The 20308-nt window shown below is 64.0% G+C and carries 23 protein-coding genes; 15 read left to right on the plus strand and 8 right to left on the minus strand.

The features are described from left to right. Window positions 1–50: 50 nt before the first annotated feature. From CH291_RS06745 to CH291_RS06760, 4 genes are read left to right on the plus strand one after another with little or no spacing between them, the layout of a single operon-like run. Window positions 51–1256, plus strand: a complete 1206-nt coding sequence (locus CH291_RS06745; RefSeq protein ID WP_094686976.1) for an MFS transporter — start codon at window positions 51–53, stop codon at window positions 1254–1256. Window positions 1257–1270: 14 nt separating this feature from the next. Then, the gene (locus tag CH291_RS06750; RefSeq protein WP_032396178.1) at window positions 1271–1627 is read left to right on the plus strand and encodes an ArsR/SmtB family transcription factor; all 357 of its coding nucleotides are present in this window, start codon (window positions 1271–1273) and stop codon (window positions 1625–1627) included. Between the two features lie 20 nt (window positions 1628–1647). Continuing rightward, the gene (locus CH291_RS06755) at window positions 1648–2175 is read left to right on the plus strand and encodes a copper resistance CopC family protein (RefSeq protein ID WP_068055243.1); all 528 of its coding nucleotides are present in this window, start codon (window positions 1648–1650) and stop codon (window positions 2173–2175) included. 35 nt (window positions 2176–2210) lie between these two features. Then, entirely contained in the window at window positions 2211–2942 is a 732-nt protein-coding gene (locus tag CH291_RS06760) for a TetR/AcrR family transcriptional regulator (protein ID WP_141215212.1), read from the plus strand. Here the strand turns inward: CH291_RS06760 and CH291_RS06765 are convergent. The 3 genes from CH291_RS06765 to CH291_RS06775 form a co-directional block, all read right to left on the minus strand. Then, window positions 2915–3883 carry an AurF N-oxygenase family protein gene (locus CH291_RS06765; protein ID WP_094686978.1) on the minus strand — a complete coding sequence of 323 codons (969 nt, stop codon included), beginning with the start codon at window positions 3881–3883 and terminating at the stop codon, window positions 2915–2917. The genes CH291_RS06760 and CH291_RS06765 overlap by 28 nt on opposite strands. Window positions 3884–4108: 225 nt before the next feature. Continuing rightward, a complete protein-coding gene (locus CH291_RS06770) occupies window positions 4109–4435 on the minus strand; it encodes a hypothetical protein (protein ID WP_094686979.1) in 327 nt (108 codons plus the stop codon). A gap of 201 nt (window positions 4436–4636) precedes the next feature. After that, window positions 4637–5050 (minus strand): hypothetical protein, encoded by a 414-nt coding sequence (locus CH291_RS06775; RefSeq protein ID WP_218829013.1) that lies wholly within the window; start codon window positions 5048–5050, stop codon window positions 4637–4639. Window positions 5051–5241: 191 nt separating this feature from the next. Between CH291_RS06775 and CH291_RS06780 the strand changes: the two genes are divergently transcribed. Both CH291_RS06780 and CH291_RS06785 read left to right on the plus strand, forming a co-directional pair. Continuing rightward, window positions 5242–6123 (plus strand): GGDEF domain-containing protein, encoded by an 882-nt coding sequence (locus tag CH291_RS06780; RefSeq protein ID WP_094686981.1) that lies wholly within the window; start codon window positions 5242–5244, stop codon window positions 6121–6123. A 107-nt stretch (window positions 6124–6230) separates the two neighbouring features. After that, complete coding sequence (locus tag CH291_RS06785) at window positions 6231–6893, plus strand: class I SAM-dependent methyltransferase (protein ID WP_094686982.1); 663 nt, start codon at window positions 6231–6233, stop codon at window positions 6891–6893. Here CH291_RS06785 and CH291_RS06790 read toward each other — a convergent pair. After that, window positions 6845–7612 (minus strand): DeoR/GlpR family DNA-binding transcription regulator, encoded by a 768-nt coding sequence (locus CH291_RS06790; protein WP_068055266.1) that lies wholly within the window; start codon window positions 7610–7612, stop codon window positions 6845–6847. The two genes, CH291_RS06785 and CH291_RS06790, sit on opposite strands and share 49 nt — an antisense overlap. Window positions 7613–7623: 11 nt before the next feature. After that, window positions 7624–9810, minus strand: a complete 2187-nt coding sequence (gene pdxA / locus CH291_RS06795) for a 4-hydroxythreonine-4-phosphate dehydrogenase PdxA (protein ID WP_068055269.1) — start codon at window positions 9808–9810, stop codon at window positions 7624–7626. Window positions 9811–9960: 150 nt separating this feature from the next. On the opposite strand from pdxA, the gene CH291_RS06800 reads away from it, so the two are divergent. The 4 genes from CH291_RS06800 to CH291_RS06815 are packed head-to-tail and all read left to right on the plus strand — an operon-like array spanning window position 9961 to window position 14146. Beyond that, on the plus strand, window positions 9961–10956 hold the full coding sequence (locus CH291_RS06800; RefSeq protein ID WP_094686983.1) for a phosphoglycerate dehydrogenase: 996 nt from the start codon (window positions 9961–9963) through the stop codon (window positions 10954–10956). Window positions 10957–10992: 36 nt separating this feature from the next. Next, the gene (locus CH291_RS06805; protein WP_094686984.1) at window positions 10993–12408 is read left to right on the plus strand and encodes an Nramp family divalent metal transporter; all 1416 of its coding nucleotides are present in this window, start codon (window positions 10993–10995) and stop codon (window positions 12406–12408) included. Beyond that, on the plus strand, window positions 12408–13364 hold the full coding sequence (locus CH291_RS06810; RefSeq protein WP_094640697.1) for an aldo/keto reductase: 957 nt from the start codon (window positions 12408–12410) through the stop codon (window positions 13362–13364). Before CH291_RS06805 ends, CH291_RS06810 begins: the two co-directional genes overlap by 1 nt. An 8-nt stretch (window positions 13365–13372) precedes the next feature. Next, window positions 13373–14146: an HpcH/HpaI aldolase family protein gene (locus tag CH291_RS06815; RefSeq protein WP_094686985.1), complete on the plus strand. Its 774-nt coding sequence runs from the start codon at window positions 13373–13375 to the stop codon at window positions 14144–14146. Window positions 14147–14167: 21 nt separating this feature from the next. On the opposite strand, the gene CH291_RS06820 is transcribed toward CH291_RS06815, so the two are convergent. Further along, window positions 14168–15184 carry an ABC transporter substrate-binding protein gene (locus CH291_RS06820; protein ID WP_094686986.1) on the minus strand — a complete coding sequence of 339 codons (1017 nt, stop codon included), beginning with the start codon at window positions 15182–15184 and terminating at the stop codon, window positions 14168–14170. A 180-nt stretch (window positions 15185–15364) separates the two neighbouring features. On the opposite strand from CH291_RS06820, the gene CH291_RS06825 reads away from it, so the two are divergent. The 5 genes from CH291_RS06825 to CH291_RS06845 all read left to right on the plus strand — a co-directional run bounded on the left by CH291_RS06825 (window position 15365) and on the right by CH291_RS06845 (window position 18984). Continuing rightward, window positions 15365–16366, plus strand: coding sequence for an intradiol ring-cleavage dioxygenase (locus CH291_RS06825; protein WP_094686987.1), 1002 nt, complete (start codon window positions 15365–15367; stop codon window positions 16364–16366). 33 nt (window positions 16367–16399) lie between these two features. Beyond that, complete coding sequence (locus tag CH291_RS06830) at window positions 16400–16627, plus strand: twin-arginine translocase TatA/TatE family subunit (protein WP_094686988.1); 228 nt, start codon at window positions 16400–16402, stop codon at window positions 16625–16627. Continuing rightward, entirely contained in the window at window positions 16624–17400 is a 777-nt protein-coding gene (gene tatC / locus CH291_RS06835) for a twin-arginine translocase subunit TatC (RefSeq protein ID WP_255183115.1), read from the plus strand. Before CH291_RS06830 ends, tatC begins: the two co-directional genes overlap by 4 nt. Beyond that, window positions 17388–17870, plus strand: coding sequence for a preprotein translocase (locus tag CH291_RS06840; RefSeq protein WP_256980754.1), 483 nt, complete (start codon window positions 17388–17390; stop codon window positions 17868–17870). The genes tatC and CH291_RS06840 overlap by 13 nt, the downstream gene beginning before the upstream one ends. 91 nt (window positions 17871–17961) lie before the next feature. After that, complete coding sequence (locus CH291_RS06845; protein ID WP_094686989.1) at window positions 17962–18984, plus strand: hypothetical protein; 1023 nt, start codon at window positions 17962–17964, stop codon at window positions 18982–18984. A 7-nt stretch (window positions 18985–18991) separates the two neighbouring features. Here the strand turns inward: CH291_RS06845 and CH291_RS06850 are convergent, their stop codons facing one another. Together CH291_RS06850 and CH291_RS06855 are read right to left on the minus strand one after the other, a co-directional pair. Further along, window positions 18992–19603, minus strand: coding sequence for a YveK family protein (locus CH291_RS06850; RefSeq protein WP_094686990.1), 612 nt, complete (start codon window positions 19601–19603; stop codon window positions 18992–18994). Between the two features lie 19 nt (window positions 19604–19622). Further along, on the minus strand, window positions 19623–20297 hold the full coding sequence (locus CH291_RS06855) for a hypothetical protein (RefSeq protein ID WP_094687143.1): 675 nt from the start codon (window positions 20295–20297) through the stop codon (window positions 19623–19625). Window positions 20298–20308: the final 11 nt, after the last annotated feature.

Here is a 20308-nt window from a genome sequence, read left to right on the forward strand (position 1 = left end):
AGCAAAACCATATGAGTGCGCAAGTGCGCACGCATGTGTACCTTGAAGCCATGCTTCGCCGAAACATCGCCTTTCGACGCCTCTTCACCGCGCAAGTCGTCGCGTTGCTGGGCACCGGTCTGTTGACGGTGGCCCTGGGGCTGCTCGCCTACGACATCGCCGGCAGTGCCGCCGGTGCGGTCCTCGGCACCGCTCTCGCGATCAAGATGATCGCGTATGTGTTTGTCGCTCCGATTGTTTCGTCGCTGACCAACACGCTCCCGACCAAGCTCGTGCTCGTCACCGCCGACGCCGTCAGGGCGCTCACCGCGCTGGCGCTGCCCTTCGTCGATCAGGTGTGGCAGGTCTACGTGCTGATCTTCGTTCTGCAGGCGGCGTCGGCCACATTCACTCCCACCTTTCAGGCAGTCATTCCGTCCGTGGTGCCCGACGCGCAGCAGTACACCCGCGCGTTGACGCTCTCGCGTCTCGCCTACGACCTCGAGTCACTGGTCAGTCCACTCATCGCCGCAGCACTGTTGACGGTCATCGGCTTTCACACGCTGTTCGTCGGCACGGCGCTGGGGTTCGTCGTCTCCGCGGTGATGGTGGTGGGCACGGTGCTGCCGAAACGCACTGCGCCCAAACACAACACGCCGACAACAGGCATCACGACGTTCATCAGAAATCCCGAACTGCAGGGGCTGCTCGCGTTGAACACGGTGGTCGCCGCAGCAACGGCTCTGGTGGTGGTCAATTCCGTGGTCTACGTTCGCGATCTGTTCGGCGGATCGAGCAGCCAGCTGGCCATCGCACTCGGCTTCTACGGCGGCGGTTCGATGCTCGCTGCACTGTTCGTTCCGCGGGTCCTCAGATCCACGAACGACCACACCCTCATGCTCACCGGAGCCGCAACAGCCGTCGTGGGAACCGCAGCAGCAACAGCAGTTGCAACCCTGAACGGTGGGTCGGCAGCCTGGATCGCGCTGGCCACGACGTGGACGCTGCTGGGCGTCGGAACGTCGATGATCAACACGCCGTCGGCGAGGATTCTGCGTCGTGAATCCGACGAGAGCACCCGAACGTCCATCTTCACGGCGCAGTTCTCGCTGTCGCACGCGGCGTTTCTGCTCACCTATCCGATTGCGGGGTGGGTCGGGGCCCGGTTCGGACTGTTCACTGCAGCGATGGTGCTCACGGGCTTGGCTACACTTGCGGCACTGACCGCAGCACGCCTGTGGAGTCGCACCCGAATGTCGGTGGTCGCCTCCGCGTAGGGAGACGACGTTCGATGCCACCGAAGAAGGAACCGCGCATCAGTCTCGACCATGCCGTCGAACCGGACTCCGCGCGCCTGGCCACGGCCAGCGACACCTTCCGGATGCTCTCCGACCCCACCCGACTGCACATCCTCTGGCTACTCGACCGAGGCCCCGCCGACGTCAGCGCACTGACCACGGCCACCGGAACCTCCCGCACCGCCGTCAGTCAGCATTTGGCCAAGCTCCGATTCACCGGACTCGTCGAGACCCGACGCGACGGCCGAAACGTCATCTACCGCCTGGCCGACGGTCACCTCGCCCGTCTCGTGCGTGAGGGCCTCAACTTCGCAGACCACAAGGTCACCGGCGAACCTCCACACGAGTAGCCACAACAAGAAAGCAGTCCATGAAACGCCTGGCCGTGATCGCAGCCGCCATTCTCACCGCGACAACACTGTCGATCGCTCCGGCAGCTGCCCATGCAACTCTGCAGTCCAGCAACCCTGCCGAGAACTCCGTGCTCGACGCCGCGCCGGACGAGGTGACGCTGACGTTCAATCAGTCCGTGCAGTCGAACTTCGCCACCGTGACCGTCGTCGGATCCGACGGAATGGATTGGGCGACTTCGGATCCGATCATCGACGGCAGCACGGTGACAGTGGATCTGGACGGACTCGGCGCGGGAGGGGACTACACCATCGGCTATCGGGTCGTCTCCGCCGACGGGCATCCGATCACCGGCAGCATTCCGTTCCAGCTCACCCAAGCCGCCGCTCCCCCGGCAACGGACCTCGACTTCACCAACGAGGCCCTACCGCCCGCGACCCAGACAGAGGACACCGACGACGGATTCCCACTCTGGCCGATCGGCGCAGCGGTGGCCGTGGTCGGTGCCGCCGGCGTTCTGTTCGCGCTTCGTAAACGCAGCAACTGACAGCCTCACCCAGGGTGGACGTGAGAGCATGCAGCATGAGTGACGGTGGCCCGCGCCCGAAGTCCGATGGCCGTAAGCGGCGTTGGGAACAGCACAACACCGATCGTCGACGCCATATCATCGACGCCGCCATGACGGTGCTGGCGCGCGATATCGCTCCTGGTGAGCGGCTCACCACCGCACAGATTTCCGCCGAGGCCGGGGTACATCGCACCGGCTTGTACCGGCATTTTCGTGATCGCACCGACTTGGATACGGCCATTCAGCGGGCGATCTGCGCGGAGTTGACGGCCACGTTGGTCACGTCGTTCGCACTGACCGGCACTCCTCGCGATGTGGTCCATCGAGTGGTGAGTACCTACGTGCGGTGGGTGGCAGAGCATCCCGCGTGGACGCGTTTCGTCGAGCAGGACGTCAGTGCCGAGTCGCCTACTCCCCTCGAAGAAACCAACGCCATGCTGGCCGAGCAGTTGGAAGTGAGCGTCGCGGCGTTCCTGTCCCTCGTGCATGCAGACCTGACCACCGACGACTGGTCGCTGGTGCGGCCGTGGGTGGCGGGCCTGGTGTCCGGCTGCATGGGCGCGGTGCGCAGTTGGAGCGGGCAGACCGAAACACGCACCGGGCTCGATCATTTCGCGACATTCCTGGCCGACACCATCTGGCTGCAGGTCAAGGGACTCGGAGCATCCCGCGGCATCGCGATCCCGCAGGTGCCACTCGAAAGCGTCGTCGACGAAACTCAGCCGAACGACGGCTCACTGCGGTAGCGCGACGGCCGTCCGTCGATACCGAGTGCGCGCCAGACGCGTCGGGACACGCGGTTCATCAGTCCGAGCTCGCCCGCGAGCATGCGGACGTCACCGAAGGTGTCGCGCAATGCCTTTCGTGAGGAGTCGCTGTCCCACCAGACGGCGTCGACAACCTCGTCGGGGATGTCGAGGTCGCGTCGCATCTGCTTGCTCGGTTTCATGATCACGTCGCACAGCAGTCGCATGATGACCGGCATGAGTATCGAGATCGATGCCTTCTCGAAGCGTCCGAGCCGCGGGGCCTTGTGCTCGAGGTACTGATGCGCGAAGCCGATGTGACGGGCTTCCTCGGCGATGTGAATCTGCATCACGCGCTGCACCAAGGGGTGTCCGACGCTACCGGCGCGCAGGACGCCCTTCTGCATGTGGTCGATCGGCTCTTCTCCCGCGAGGACGCCGACGAAGAATCCGAACGGTGCCGATCGAGCGGCGAACACCGTGAGCATCGGTACGACTTTGCGGAACCACGCGGGCCCACCCGGCACGTCGATGCCGATGCGGTTCACCAGTTCCTGGAACATTTGGGTGTGGTGGCACTCTTCGGTGGCTTCGTGCGTCGAGTACCGAAATTCGGGTGAATCGTTCGGGAGTGTGAGGGCGTACTGCATGAGTCCGCTGATGAGGATCTGCTCGAACTGCAGGCCGACCTTGACCATGCTGGCCTGGCGGTACATCCCGATGTGAATCTGCCGGTCCAGGGGAAGCGACTTGTACCAGTCGGTGTGGCCGAGCGGGTCCGCGTCCGGGAGCACCCAGAGTGGATCGTTGGGAACGATCGCATATTCGGGCTCATCCCAGGGGATGTCGAGGAAGGCGTCGAAGTGCTGATGCACCGATGCCGTCGACAGAGCGTGCAGCCTGTCTCGGTAGAGCGTTCGTGCGTCGTCGACTGCAGTCATGGTGATCCTTCCGCCCGCGTCCTCAAATCTTTACGCTACACAGCGTCACATATAAATCTGGTTGGTGCAACGCTCCGTCGCAGATACTCGAAGAAATCGAGTCGAAACGACGAAACCGGCCGACCGCATTACGGTCGACCGGCCTCGAAGGCGGGTGCCCGGGGTCGTGAGCAGAAGCTCGTAGCAGGCTACGAAGTTCCAGTCACATGCGACGAAGTCGCTCCATCACCAGTACGGCAACACCATCACTACGAATCCGATGCCGACGAAAATTCCGACGATGCCGGTCCCGAGGGCAAGCGCCCTGTCGCTGCGATCGGCGGGCGGCCCGGAGAGGTCGGGGCTGCGATCGGCCCACAATGCCGAGGCGACGGCAATGAGTCCCGCCGCGATACCGAGGCCCGCAGCCCAGAACGAGACGATCGACAGTGCCCCGAACATGACGGCATATTCGGTCACCTGAGCGCGGGTACGAATGCGCCGATTCCACCACTTCGGTGGCATGTCGTCGTCCAATTCACGTGAATCGAAGTGGGGAGAGGTGACGGTCACTGCGGACTCCTTTCGAGTGAGTATGTGCCTCTATTTTGGCACTCGACTGTTGAGAGTGCCAATCTCCTGGACGAGGGTGATCGGCGCGCGCACCCCCGGGTTTCGCAAAGGCGCGCGCGTTTGTCAGACGCGTCCGGATTCGCCCCCGATCCGGGTAGAAATCGCGCGCACCTGACGAAGGCGCGCGCGTTTGCGGCGACATCAGCCCCACAGAAACCGTTGCCCCGCCGAAGCTTTCGTCGGACCCAGATCGAAGGTCGTGGCGTCGGGCATCAGGTACGGGACGAGTATTCGCATCGCGTACTCGCGGTGCTCGAGCAAAACCTCGAGATATGTGCCCGACGCCTCCTCGCCGGTCACGTCGGAGACGATGGCGTACGACCGCAGATCCCCGGCGACGGCTCGCAGATCGTGGACGAGTTGCTCGTGCATCGCGGCGTTCGATGCCCCGCCGACCTCCGGCTGCAGCGGCGCGAGCACCCTCTGCCCGCCGGACAAATCGTTGACGACAGCTAACGCGTGGAGGCCCCAATTCTCGCTGATCCGCTCGGCGGCGATGTCGATACAGACGTCGAGCAGGTCGTCGAAATCCTGTTGGCACTCGATGCTCGTCACTTCTCGCCACTTCGTCGTCATCAAGACCCCATCGTCGGCCGGCCATCCCAACCCCTTGGACGGCGCGGGAGCGCACACGGTTCCCGAAAGTCGTACATTCGTGCCAGTTTGCTGCCTACCGGTGGCAATTCCCGCAAGAGTCGGCGGACGCACGTGCCGTTGAGCTCGACCCGCCCTCGACTAGACTTCCGATGCGGGAAGGGGAGAAAGCGGGTCGTCGCGTCGTGGAGGAACACTGGTACAGGCGCATGTTCGCCTCCAGCCCCGTGGCGCAAGCTCTCTCCGACGCCGATGGGCTTTTCGTCGACGTCAATGCCGCCTACTGCGAACTCGTCGGCTTGCCCACCTCGGAATTGATAGGTCGATCCGCAACGGTGCACACTCACCCGGACGACCTCCCGCTTCACGGCAGTGTCGAGGACCTGATGGCCGCCGGTACGGCCGCGGAAGAATCCGTGAAAGTCGAGGTGAGGTTCGTCCGACCCAACGACGAGATTCGCTGGGTTCTCCTGACTCTGGTTCCTTTCACCGGTCCGTCCGATGCCGAGTGGACGCTCGCTGCCGCTCTCGATATCACCGAACGAAAAGAGGTCGAGGACGGCATCCTGCTTGCGTCCCGAACCGATCAACTGACCGGGGCACTCAACCGTCGCGGCTGGTCGGACTACGCGGTGTCCGTCGTCGACGACCATTCGGTCGACACAGTCGTCGCGGTTCTCGATCTGGACCATTTCAAACAGTTCAACGACCACTTCGGCCACGCAGCCGGCGACGCGTTGCTCCGTAACTTCGCGTCGACTGCACGCAACTGCATCGGCGTCGATGGCCTCCTGGCACGGTGGGGCGGCGAGGAATTCGTGATCACTCTCCGCAACTGCGATCGTCGCGATGCTCTTCGATCGCTCGAGGCTCTTGCAGCCGCCACCACGTCTTCGGGGGTGACGTTCTCGGCCGGGTACACGCTCCAGCGACCGGACGAAGGTCTTCGCGACACACTCGACAGAGCTGACGCACTGATGTTTCAGGCCAAGCGCGCCGGCCGCAATCGAATGATCACCGACGTACCTCACTGACACAGCGCGATCACCGTCGTCGATTTGCTGATACTGCAACAATACTTGCTGCACCTGCGCGCGGGCTGTAATTCTGATATCGGCACACCACCGGGAGAGGACGATCGATGACGCACGCATTCGACAAGGACTACTGGGAGCACCATTGGGATGACAGAACGTCCCACACCGTCGCCGCCAATCCGTATCTCGTGGAGGAAACAGCCGGATCGAAACCCGGTACTGCGCTCGACGCAGGATGCGGCACCGGAGCGGAAGCGATCTGGCTCGCCGAGCAGGGCTGGCAGGTCACCGGTGCCGACATCTCCGCAACCGCCCTCCACACCGCCGCACAGCAGGCGCAGACAGCCGGGGTCGACGTCACCTGGATCGACGCAGACCTGACGACCTGGAACCCTACCGAGCGTTGGGATCTGGTGATGACCCACTACGCGCATCCGTCGATTCCGCAGTTGGAGTTCTATCGACACATCGCGCAGTGGGTCGCGCCGGGTGGTTCGCTGCTGATCGTCGGGCATCTGGACGATGGCGCACACCATCATTCATCCGAGGGCGAGCCGCCGCACGAGGCCACCGTCACCGCGAAGGACATCACCGCCCTGTTCGACGCCTCCTCGTGGCACATCGAGACCGCAATCGAGCGTTCCAGGACCGTCGGCGGTGTGGGTGTGCACTCGAAGACGTTGCGCGATGCGGTAGTTCGGGTCACGCGCACTAGCTTTCACACCACGACCACCTCGACGCCGACGTCCTCGAACGGGCGAAGCTGATCCGTTGTCGCAGCGGCGTCGGTCACCAAGGTGACACCTGCGGGCAACGGTGCCCAGGCATGGAATGGGCGCTCACCCAGCTTTTCAGCGTGAGCAAGCACGTAGACGCTGCCCGCTCGTTCCATCATCAGTTCTTTGAGGCGAGTCTGTTCCTGCTCCGCTTCGCAGATACCGGAATCGGCGGTGACGGCGTCTGCCCCGAGGAAGGCTCTGTCGAAGGACACTCGCGCAAGGTTCGACTCGGCGAGCGGCCCGACGAATCCCTGACTGACGTGACGCAGGGTTCCTCCCAGACACTGAACGCGAACACCGTCCGCGTCGGCCAGGGATTCGAGAGCGGTGAGGCCGGCGGTGATGACGGTCAATCGTTCTGTATCCCGCAAAAATTCGCCCATCGCACCGACTGTGGTGCCGGCATCGAGCATCACCGTTTCGCCGGGAAGCACGATGTTGGCCGCCCATTTCGCGATGGCCCGCTTGGCCTCGAAGCTCTCGCCCGAGCGCTGACGAAGCGACGACTCCGGATGTGAGGCAAGCGCGATGGCACCGCCGTAGGTACGCGCGATCAGACCCTCCGCCGTGAGCTGCGCCAAATCGCGCCGGATGGTCGATGCGGTGACACCGAACTGCGCAGAGAGAGCTTCGACGTCGGCAAGCCCGGCCGTCTTGGCAAGGCGGACGATCTCCGTTCGCCTCGCCTGCGATTCTCGAACCGCCATCTCTACCTCCGCTACTCGACCTCGGCCGTGGTGGTTGCGAGCTCGGCTGCCTGTCGCAGAGCTTCGATCATGCTACCGGCCTCGGCAATTCCCTTGCCTGCAATGTCGAACGCAGTCCCGTGGTCGACGGAGGTACGGATGACGGGGAGCCCGACCGAGATGTTGACACCCGCCTCGATGCCGAGCACCTTGACCGGCCCGTGCCCCTGGTCGTGATACATCGCGACGATGAGGTCGTAGTCGCCGCGCCCGGCGAGGAAGAACGCAGTATCGGCGGGCAGCGGACCGACGACGTCGAGTCCATCGGCGCGGAGCTTCTCGACGGCGGGAACGATCTTGAGGTCCTCCTCGCCGTAACCGAACAGTCCGTTCTCCCCGGCGTGCGGATTGATGCCGCACACACCGATCTTGGGCTGCGCCGTTCCCGAACGAACCAGGGCCTCGTATCCGCGCCGAATGGTTCGCTCCACCAGACCGGGCTCGATCTTGGCGACGGCGTCGAGCAGCCCGATGTGCGTAGTGACGTGAATGACTTTGAGCTTGGGCGTCGAGAGCATCATCGAGACTTCTTCGGTCCCGGTCAGGTGCGCCAACAGTTCCGTGTGGCCAGGGAAGATGTGCCCGGCGGCGTGCAGCGCCTCCTTGTTCAGCGGGGCGGTGCAGATCGCATGGACCTGGCCTTCGGTAGCCAATTCCGATGCAACCCGGATGTATTCGTACGCGGCGTGCCCAGCGACAGAGGACAGCTCGCCCCACGGTAGCTCGTCGGGTATCAAGTTCAGATCGATCACGTTGATGCGCCCCGGAGCGAACTCGGCGTCCGACACGCTCTCGATCGTCACGATTTCGGGGTCGAGTCCCAGGACTCCGGCGGCCTGGCGCAGGCGCCGACTGTCGCCGATCACTACGGGGTTGCACCAGCCGGCCACTCGGTCGTCGAGCAACGCGGGCACGATCACCTCGGGGCCGATCCCGGCGGCGTCGCCCATCGTGACGGCAACGACGGGTAGCGCAAGGGTGTGGGTGGACGGCATGGCGAAGTTCCTTACGTCGGCGACCGGCGAAGAGCCGATCAGGTACGAGTGAATGGTGGACAAGCTGTTTCGGTCGCCGAAGCTGCCTGGACGAGTGACGATTCGGCGGCCGTCGGGGGCGACGGAGACAACGGCGCCGTAGTGCACCTGATCGACAGGTACGAGGGCGTGCACTCCGAGAGCCGACATCACGGCACGAGCAGTCTCGCCGCCAGTCAAGACCAGATCTGCTGGGTGTGAACGCAATCCGTCGTGTACGAACGTCGCCAGGGCTGCGGCAAGTGCGCGAGATGCCGTCGGATCGACCGGTCCTCCGATGGTGAGCACTACCGAGCCGCGGTGCAAGGCTGCATTCAGAATGCCGGCGTCCGCTCGCCCGTCGAGCAGCTCCTGTACATCGACGGACACGACTCGAACACCATCGGCGGCCACACAGTCGATTTGATCGACCGCGACCGACGAGGCAGTGCCGACGACGACGAGAACGGGATCGACGGTGGCGGCGATCGATCGACGATGCGGACGCTTCGGCATGGTTCGTGCGACTGCAGCGGCGAGCGCCGATGTGCCGACCAACGCTATCTCCGGCCGAGCCGCCGTTGCTGCCACTACACGGTCGAGATCGTCGTCACTGGCGATGTCGCACAGCACGATTCCCTTGGTGTCCGCAAGATCGGCGATCTCTACCACCGTTGCTCCGACAAGCTCGGCCAGCGAGACGGGCGGGGCGCTCGCCTCCGCCGACCACAGGTCGGTGTCGGCCAGAGGAACTCCGTCGACATACAGCACACCGTCACGAATTACTCTGCGCAACAACGGCAACCCTGCTGCGACGACGACCGGCCCTACCTCGGCGAGTGCACCGACGGTTGCGGCCACGTTGCCTCGAAGAAGCGAGTCGATCTTGGCGAGAACTCGAGTGCCCTCGGGAACTCCACTCGTTGCGGCTCGCACGATCGATGCAGCACCGCTCGCATCGGCGGCCCTGGTGTCCAGATCGAGCACTGTCACCGTCGCGCTCGGCTTCGAAGCGCCCGGTTCGGGCGAAACAGGGCCGAGACCGAGAGAGATGTCCGCCGCGAAGCCGATAAAGACGCCTGCCACCTCGGCGGCACCGGACAGGTCGTCGGCGATGACGAGCATGCCGGATGTGCTGGGCCGCATGGCCACCCCCTCCTGTTGCGATGCCTACATACAGAACACAGCCCCTCCGCACGGCGAGGAGGTTCTGCAACCACAGTGCCAGTTGTGCGTGTTTCGCGCAACTGACGCGCATCACTTGCGCATTTCGCGCGGTTCTGATTGGGTCGTGACATGGCCCACAACATCGGAAACGCTGATGCTCCGTCACACACCCCCGGCACGGTGCTCGTCACGACCCCAACCTTCGGTCGCTACTCGTCCGAACCTCGCACTGTGCTCGAGGCAGCAGGCCACACCGTGACGCAACCAGGTGGCCATGCCGGCCCTCCGTCGCGCGAAGACATCGAAGCGCACGTGCAGAACGCAGCAGGGATGATCGTCGGTCTGGACCGCGTGGACGCGGAGCTGATGGATTCGGCACCGGCTCTGCGGGTGGTGGCGAAGCACGGCGTCGGCTACGACAACATCGATGTGGACGCAGCCAAGGAGAGGGGAATAGCAGTTGTCTACGCGCCGGGCTCCAATTCAAGGGCGGTAGCGGAACTGACCTTCGGCCTGATTCTCGACGTGACCCGAGGAATCACCGCCAGCGACCGCGAGATCCGCGCGGGCCGGTGGACCAAGGTGTTCGGCTCCGAATTGGCCGGGCGCACATTGGGAGTGATCGGCTACGGCAGGATCGGCCGAATGGTGGCCGCGTACGGTTCAGCATTCGGCATGCAGGTCATCACTCACGATCCCATGATCGACCCCGCCACCTTCACCGAAGCCGGTGTCACTGCAGTCGATATGGACACCTGCATATCGTCCTCCGATGTAGTGACGCTGCACATTCCTGCCATCGCCGGTGTCGGCCCGATCCTCGATCGAGCGAGACTGCAAGCCATGCGTTCCGGCGCCGTGGTGATCAACGCCGCACGCGGAGGTCTGGTCGACGAACAAGCACTCGCCGATCTGCTGGTGGATGGCCATCTCGCCGGGGCCGGACTCGACGCGTTCGCCATCGAACCGCTCGGAGATTCACCACTTCGGACTGCACCCGGCGTCGTTCTGACTTCACATATCGGTGCGTGTTCCCGAGAGGCGAATCGAACCATGGGAACGACTGTCGCACTCGATATTGCGCGCGTACTGGCCGGCAACACTCCGGTGCACTCGGCCCACTGAACTACTCCGTACTTCCCCCTCGAGAAAGCCCTCAACATGACGCAAACCGCCCACACCCGCAAGGGAGTCGGAGATCTCGACCCCTACGCGCTCGATCCTGCCGACGTACTCGATCCACCCACCACATTCGGCGGCCGTGTCCGTCGACTCGGCCCGGGCATGATCCTCTCTGCTGCCGTCGTGGGCTCTGGAGAACTCATCCTGACCACGACATTGGGTGCCAGAGCCGGTTTCGTACTGCTCTGGCTCATCATCATCGCTACGACGGTGAAGGTGTGGGTCCAGATGGAGTTGGCCCGGATCAGCATCTTGGCCGGCAAGCCTGCCCTCGAACTCTATTCACACGTAGGTCCCACTACTCGCCGAGGCGGGTGGATCAACTACCTGTGGATCGGCATGGACTTCACCAAGATGTTCCAGCGCGGCGGCATCATCGGTGGAACGGCCGCAGCCTGTTCCATCCTGCTGCCCATCGTCGGCGAGCCGCTGTCTCGGTCGTCTCTCACTGCCTGGACGGTCATCATCGTCGTCAGCACCTTAGCCCTGCTGCAGACCAGCAAGTATTCGATCATCGAGCGCTTGGCCGTCGCATCGGTGGCTGGCTTCACCCTCATCACTGTCGCCCTGGCCCTGGCTCTCCCGTTCACCGAATTCGGCTGGGACACCAATGATCTCGCCAGCGGAATGAGTTTCACCATCCCTGCGGCACTGATCGGCGTCTCGGTAGCGATGTTCGGCTTGACGGGTGTCGGTGCCGACGAGATGACCACCTACACCTACTGGTGCATCGAAAAAGGATACGCACGGTGGACCGGTCCGGCCGACGGCACCCCCGCCCGTGCTCGACGTGCAGACGGATGGCTCCGGGTGATGCGCATGGATGTCGCGGTCTCCTGGCTGGTGTGCACTGTCTGCACTCTCGCGTTCTACGTGATCGGCGCGTCGGTTCTGCACCCGCAAGGACTCGTACCGGCGGGCAACGAGGTCATCACCACCCTGTCTCGCATGTACACCGACACCCTGGGTCCGTGGGCCGAGATCGTTTTCCTCGTCGGGGCCATCGCGGTGCTGTGGTCCACCCTGATCGGCTCGGTGGCCAGCGTGCCCCGGCTCTGGACGCATACCTTGGGCATCCTCGGTGTCTTGGACTGGAACGATCCGGTTGCCCGCCGACGGAGTATCCGAATCCTGACCGTCGCGTTCCCGCCGCTGTGGGCTGTGTTCTATCTCTTCGTTCAATCACCGGTTCTGATGGTTCAGATCGGCGGAATCGGCGGCGGAATCTTCTTGGTCGCCGTGGTGATCGCGGTGTGGAAGTTGCGCTCCGACGAAACCGACAAGCAGCACCGGCCCCATCCCGGCATCACGGTGGCACTCGTCATCAGCAGCTTGGCAATCATGGCGCTGGGCGTGTACTCGGTGATGCAGGTCTTCGGAATCGAGGTGTCCTGATGAACGACCTCGGTTTCGGATCGATGGTGCTGGGCACCATGACATTCGGAGATACGGTCGACCTCGACGCTGCCGTCGAGTTGATGGATTTCGCGTTCGATGCCGGTATCACCCACATCGACACGGCCAACGGCTACTCCGCAGGCGAGTCCGAACGCATCGTCTCGAAGTTCATCTCTGCCCGACGCGACTCGGTGACAGTCGCGACCAAGGCTGGAATGTACCTCGGTGACACCGATGGCAATTCGCCCCTGTCGCCGAAGGGCCTGCGCCTCAGCGTCGAAGCAAGTCTCACCCGCCTCGGCACCGAGTACGTGGATCTGCTCTATCTGCATCAACCCGACCGAGCAGCGGACCTGCAGGACACTCTCGAGGCGGTCGCCGCCCTGCGCGCCGAGGGCAAGGTTCGCGCGCTCGGCGTCTCGAACTTCTCGGCGTGGCAGATCGGTGAGGTGTCACGCATCGCAGGGGATGTCGGAGCGCCGCGTCCGATCGTTGCGCAACAGCTCTACAACCTGTTGGCTCGGCGAATCGAGGACGAGTACGTCGAATTCGCCGATGTCACCGGCCTGATCACCATGGTCTACAACCCACTCGGCGGTGGATTGCTCACCGGTAAGCACTCATTCGAGCAATCTCCGAACGAGGGGCGATTCGGTGACTCACGATTGGCGTCGATGTATCGCGACCGATACTGGAATGCTCAGATCTTCGAGGCGATAAAAGCTCTCTCGGCCATCGCGTCGGACGCCGGTTTCCCTCTGACCGAGCTGGCTCTACGATGGCTCCGGTCCAAGCCAGTGGTGGGGCCGATACTGCTCGGCGGCTCGAAAGCGACACACCTGAAAGCCAACATCGATGCCCTGAACCGCGGCCCACTAGCGCAGGACCTGATGATTGCCTGCGACGACGTCGGTGCCACGTTGCGTGGTCCGATGCCTGCCTACAACCGATAGGAAACTTCATGCCTGCCAACGACTTCGCCACCCGCCTGCGCAATCGCGAGCGCATTCTCGGATACTGGTCGGTCATCGATTCACCCGTGTCCACCGAATGGCTCGCACATCTGGATTGGGACTACATCGCGCTGGATCTCCAGCACGGCCTGATGGGATACGACGGATTGCTGCGCGGTTTGCAGGCCATCGATTCGGCGGCCGGATCTGCCGGGGTCGTTCGCGTGGAAGCGAACGACCCCACCTACATCGGGAAGGCGCTCGACGCCGGGGCCCGAATGGTCATCGTTCCCCTCATCGACTCCGCTGCCGACGCCGAGCGCGCGGTAGCGTCCACTCGCTACTCCCCTGCCGGAATCCGCTCGTACGGACCGATGCGCTCCCAGCTCCGGGTCGGACCACTGCCGTCCGAGGCGAATCGCGACACCGCGGTAGTCGCAATGATCGAGACGCCACAGGGACTCGAGAACGTCGAATCCATCTGTGCAGTCGAGGGTTTGGATGGGGTATACGTCGGCCCATCAGATCTGCGACTGGCCGTCGGTGGCTCGTCACCGACAGACACGAGCGTCGACGATGTGTTCGAGGAAGCCATCGTTCGAGTCCAGAAGGCTGCAGCGGCAGCAGGAATCGCCGCAGGGATCCACACTCCGTCCGGCGAACTCGCGGCGCAGCGACTGAGTGAGGGATACACGTTCGCTACCGTCGCCTCCGATCTCACGCACCTGAAAGCTGCCTCCGCTCACCATCTCGAGGCAGCACGCAGTGGTGCCACGAGGTAGCGCTCGTCAGTCCTCGGCTACCTAACAAGCGGCCGCAAGACCATCGACGAGCGTCGGCAGGAAGTACGGAATCGACAGTGCCGTCGGGCCCACTGCAGCTCCGGCTTCCTGGCCGACGAATCCGGCGACCGCACCGGCGGCGACGGCCGGAATCTGGCGCGACACAGGCGAATCGAGGAACTGCTGCAGGGCATCCTCGGTGTCGACCTGAGTGAACACCACGTCGGCGTCGATCTTCGAGATGTTCTCCGCCGAGACGGTCGTCGAGTAGGTGGCATCGTCGGTCGCGAGATCGGTCACCGAGGCCGGTGAGGCGAAGCCGAGATTCTCGAGCAGCTCCACTCGCGGGTCCGACGGCAACAGCAGGTAGTACACGTCGGCAGCCTCGGACACGTATGCGATTGTGCGGCCGTCGAATTCGGGATGCTGCGCGCCTGCGTCCTGCACCTGGCGGTCCAGATCCGCAACGAGATCGCTGGCGCGCTCGGGGACCCCGAGAACGTCGCCGGTGGTGGTGATGACGTCGCGCCACGGCGTCGACCACAGCTCCTCGGGCGGGGCGATGACGGGAACTCCGGCCGCGGTCACCGCGTCGTATTCGGCTCGGGTGAGGCCGGAGTGCGGGGCCAACACGACGTCGGGGTCGGTAGCGAGCAGTTTCTCGACGGACAGTGCGTCCGTGACGTTGTCGAGCAGAACCGGTGCCGGACCGCCCGAGGCCTCGATCGCGTCGGACACCCACGGATAGATCAGATCGTCACCTCCGCCGTATTCGGCCGACGGCATTGCCACCGGGAGGACACCGAGTGCGAGCACCGCGTCGGTGGTGCCGAATCCCCATGTCGCGACCCGTTCGGGTACGGCGTCCAGCGTGGTGTCGCCGTACATGTGGTGCACGGTCAGCGGGAACGCGCCGGTGGACGATGCGGCTGACGGACTGTCGGCCGAATCGGTGGAGCCGCAACCGGCAAGTGCGATGGATGCGGCTGCCACGGCGGCGAACACTGCGGCGAAGCGGAACGTGAGGCGATGAGTCATGACAATCCTGTGGCTCGAGAGGGCATTGGCGATAAGGCTAGCCTTAGCTATCTCCCGTCGGAAATCCGGGCCACACCGCTCACAGGAACCTCGCAGCGGAGGTTCAGCGTCCTCACCGGAACGTCCCAGAGTATTGGCACTACCGAAAACAACCGATGCCATCTCAGAGGAGATCCCACAATGGCCCGAATTCCGGAGCCCACCAACACTTCTGCCGGACCCGCTTACGAGGGCCGGCTGCTCGATCGCCCCGCCGAGGAGGTCGTCGACCAGGGCGCTAGGTTCGACATGACCACCCTGGTCACCCGTCGCCGCGTGCTGAGCATCGTCGGCGCGGGAGCCGGCGCGGTGGCGTTGGCTGCTTGCTCGAGCACGTCGAACTCTGGAAGTGCCACCGTCACAACGGCAACCGCGTCGAGCACAGCTACCGCGGCAACCAGCGAGATCCCCGACGAAACCAACGGCCCTTACCCTGCCGACGGCTCGAACGGCGTCAATGTGCTCGAAGAATCGGGAATCGTTCGCCGCGACATCACCTCCAGCCTCGACGGCGGCACCACGGTCAGCGGAGTGCCCCTGTCGCTGAATTTCACCCTCACCGACATGGCGAACGACAATCGCCCCTTCGAGAACGCCGCCGTGTACCTGTGGCAATGCGATGCGGCAGGGCTGTATTCGATGTATTCCGAGGGGGTCGAGGACGAGACGTACCTGCGCGGCATCCAGGCCGCCGACGCCAACGGCACCGTCACCTTCGACACGATCGTCCCCGGTTGCTACAGCGGCCGCTGGACCCACATCCATTTCGAGGTCTATCCCGACGCCGCATCGGCGACCACCGCAGACAACGCCATCGCCACTTCGCAGATCGCATTCCCTCAGGACATGCTCGACGCGATCTACCAGCTCGACACCTACCCGTCATCGGCGCAGAACCTCGCCCAGCTCGGCAGCATCGACAACGACAACGTGTTCGGCGACGGCTACGAGTTGCAGATGGGGTCGTTCTCGGGCGACTCCACCGCCGGCTACGTCGGATCACTGGCCGTTGCCATCGACACCACCACCGAACCCACCGCCGGCGCAGCCCCATCCGGAGGCGGAGGCGGACAGTCCCCGATGGGCGGCGGCACTCCCCCGGCCGGTGGTCCGCCGAATGCCGGCTCCGCACCCACCAACTGATCACCCCCACCTCACACCCACGAAGGAATCACCATGTTGCACAACCTCACCGGCTGGCATGCCCTCATCGTTCTCGCCATCCTGCTGCTCGTCTTCGGCTCCACCAAGCTCCCGTCCCTCGCGAAAGGCGTCGGCCAGTCGATGCGCATCCTGAAAGACGAAGTGCGCGAGGAGAAGAAGCCCACAACGCGTGACGACACGACCGCTCCGGTGTTCGCCGACGCTGCGTCCACGCCGGTTCCGTACCGACACACCTCGTGACCACAGCCACCGCCGCGCGGGGAGTGATGCCGCTTGCGGCGCATGCACGCGAGGCACGTCGCCGCGCGATTCGCGCGGCGGTGTCGCTGCTCGTCGGCATCGCGATCGGATTCGCGCTCTCCGATCAGATCCTCGACATCCTGCGCGCACCCGTCGAAGAACTCGCCCTCACCCGCCAGGCCAGCCTCAACTTCGAAACCGTCACCGGCGCTTTCGATCTCGAACTGAAGATCGCCCTGTTCACCGGCGTCATCGTGTCGTCTCCGGTGTGGCTGCGTGAGCTGTTCGCCTACCTCACCCCCGGCATGACGCGTCGGGAAAAGAAATATGTCTACGGATTCTCCGCGGCCGCAGCTCCACTGTTCGTCGCCGGCTGCGTGTTCGGGTTCGCCATCTTCCCGCGCATGGTCAGCGTCCTCGCCGGGTTCTCCTCCGACCAGGACAGCACCATCCTCAACGCCTCGTACTACGTCGACTTCGTCATGAAGATCGTCCTGGCCACAGGCATCGCCTTCGTCCTTCCGGCCCTGCTGGTGATGCTGAACTGCCTCGGCATCCTGTCCGCGCGCAGGCTACGCAGCAGCTGGCGAATCAGCGTCGTCGCCATCGCCCTGTTCAGTGCACTGGTCACGCCCGCCGCCGATGTCCTGTCGATGTTCCTGGTCGCGGTTCCCATGGCCACGCTGTTCGGCGCAGCAATCGTGATCACCGAGGTACACGACAGACGCGCCCTCACACCACCGAAACCGGAGCTCTCCTCATGTTCGGCTTGACCTTCGAGAAACTGTTCCTGGTCGCGATCATCGCCGGGTTCGTCCTGGGCCCCCAACGCCTCCCCGGATACGCGCACCAACTCACCCGCGCCGTGCGCAGCATGCGTCACTTCGTCGACACCACCCGCACCGCGGCCGAAGCAGACATGGGCGTTCCGCTCCGACGCTCGGAATGGGAATCGATGAACCTGCGGCAATACGACCCCCGCCGCATCGTCAGCGACGCACTGCGTGACACCAACGAACTGCGTGACACCGAACCCCCATCGGAGCAGGTCCTCGCCGAAGCAGCCCGCGTGCGCCCCGGTCAGAAATACCTCATCACCGGCCCCTCCTCGCATCCCCGGCGCATTCTCATCGACTCACTCCCCCAGGACGATCCGCGTCGCATCGCGGCACAACCACAGCCGAAAGCCGCTAGTTCGGCGACGGCGACGGAGATCGGTGCTATCCACACCGCGCTCGGCTGAATCCGAATGGCGGTAACCGCACCCACAATTACCTGGCAGTTAGAGCGGCGAAAGAAGAACGATATGTAACACATTCGTGCATGATGTGCCCATGACTACCAGCGTCGTAGCTGCTACCGAGTCCGGTGTGACCGCGATTGCGGTGTGGACCTTGATTCTCGTCGTCATCGCTGCGCTCGGTGCCGCGTTGGCTGCGCTGAGTGTTCGACGCGTCGGCGCGAAGGAGGAGGTGATGTCGCGGGAGTTGGCGGCGTTGCACACAGCCGTCGATCGTCAGGTGCGTCAGTCCAGCGACAACGACTCGTGGAACCGCGACCAGGTGACCGCGCGATACCAGGAACTACTTTTTGCGCTGTCCAACGTCGATCGGGTTGTGGCCGAGGAGATTTCGGCGGCGGTGGTCTCGACTCCAGTCGGTGATCTGAAGGCTGCGACGCGTGCATTGGACAAGGCCTACGACCAACTGAATCTGGCGCTCACCGCCGCTTTGGTGGTCGCACGCAGGCGCGTTCATCCATTGGCGCTCGAGTTGTCCACGGGCATCGATCGTCGGGTGTTCGCCCCGCTGGCTCCCGAAACCGGAATCCCCGCTCCGGCACACGAACGTCTGCAGAGCGAGCATGCGTACATCACCAGAATGCACTCGTTGCTGCTGAAGGCGATGCGCGCCGATCTGGGTCTGCTCGATCCCAGCGCCGAGGCGACACTGATCTTCACGACGAAGGAAGTGGAATCCGGTGTACAGGCAGACCGCTCGACGGCAGCCGGCCGTAGTGCCGTGCAGCTGATCGATCTGCTCGAGGACTTCGGTGTGATGCCGCTGCTCGGGGCCGAGGACGACTTCGTCATGTCCGACGCGTTGGTGGTCCAGTGCGAGGAGCTCTACAGCGCGGTGAGCCCGAGCTTCCAAGCGGTACTGCGGCACATCGGCGACGAAATCCATCTGGCGATCAGGCCCGATCTCACCGACGATCGCCTCGAAGACATCTACGAAATAGCGGTACGACTGGTCGAAGCCGGATTGCGCGGAAACATCCACCGCAGAGACGGATTGGACGGCAGCAGCCTGTTCCTCATCGACCCGACCCACAAGGCGGGAATGGATCGGGTGTAGTTCGGACCTACTGCGCAGTCCCGCGCGAGCGGTGACGGACGAGCACCGCAGCAATTCCGATCAGCACCCCCACTGCAGCACCCCACGCCAGGTACGTCGGGGTGTTCGGCCGGATCGGAGCAGACGGGATCTCGGGCTGGTTGCGTATCCCGACCGCCGCCGCGGGAGTCCCACCGTCTTCCGGAGTCTCCAGCTCTGCGACCACCGCACTCAAGTCGATAGCCATGGTGTTGGCGATGTCGTGTGCAAGCTCCGGAGAACTGTCGGTGGCGACGATGTCGAACACGACGTTGTCTGCGGAATACGACACTGTCACCTTCTGGGCCAGCTCCGCCGGACTGAGATCGAGTCCGAGGTCGGCAACAACTGTCGATGCGAGCAGATTGCCCTTCACCAGTTCCGCATACGCCGCGATTCGCTGCTGCGAAAACAGGTCCGTCCTGTACTCATCTTGTCTGAATGTCTGATTCGGTGTGGAGACGAACATCTGAGCCCGCGATTCGTACACCGGGGTCACCAGCAAGCTGATACCGAAGGCCGCAGATACGGATACGACGACGCACACCGCGACGATTCGCCATCCCGCCCTGATGATGTGTCCGAAGCTGTGCTTGTTCACTGTGCGCGGTCAGGCTGCATCAGCTTCCCACCGGTCGGAAGCCCGCACCCGGTGCCCCCGATGCGCTCAGCAAACGCATCGATTCCGACGCCGATGCGTAGGCGGTGGGACTGAGCAACGGAACGCCCGAGGAATGGCTGGCGATTCCGACGAGCGTCGTGCCTGCCACCAGCGGTGCACCCGAGTCTGCCCAGACGGTGACGGCATCGGACATCAGGTCCCCGCCCCGGTTCTCCACGATCGTGCCGCACGTCAGTCCGCTGCCGACGCCGCTTTTGCAGACCGGCTGCCCCACCGATCCGGTCCCGATGTCCGTCACGGTGACTCCGCCCAGACTGGACACGGGCGTGACCTTGGTGGGATCGAGGACGATGACGCCGTAATCGGGTCCCCAATGCCCGACGGCCGTCGTGCCGACCGGGGCCGCAGGCGATCCGACGAGGGTGACGGGCAGACCCGTACGCAGAATGCAGTGGCCTGCGGTCAGGGCGACGAGTCGGCCGGCGTCGTCGTATCCGACGGCGGCGATGGAGCAGGCGGTGAGGTCGTCGATGCCTCCGGTGGTGACGAAACCACTACCGGGTCCGACGACCGGAAGAGGTGCAGCAGCAGCGGTTCCGGGAGCCATCGCGCTGACGGCCAGGACGGCGGCAGCGAACAGTCCACTGACACAACCGAGTCGAGCTTTCATCATGGTGGGCATCC

This window comes from Rhodococcus sp. 14-1411-2a (genome assembly GCF_002259485.1).
Lineage (GTDB): Bacteria > Actinomycetota > Actinomycetes > Mycobacteriales > Mycobacteriaceae > Rhodococcoides.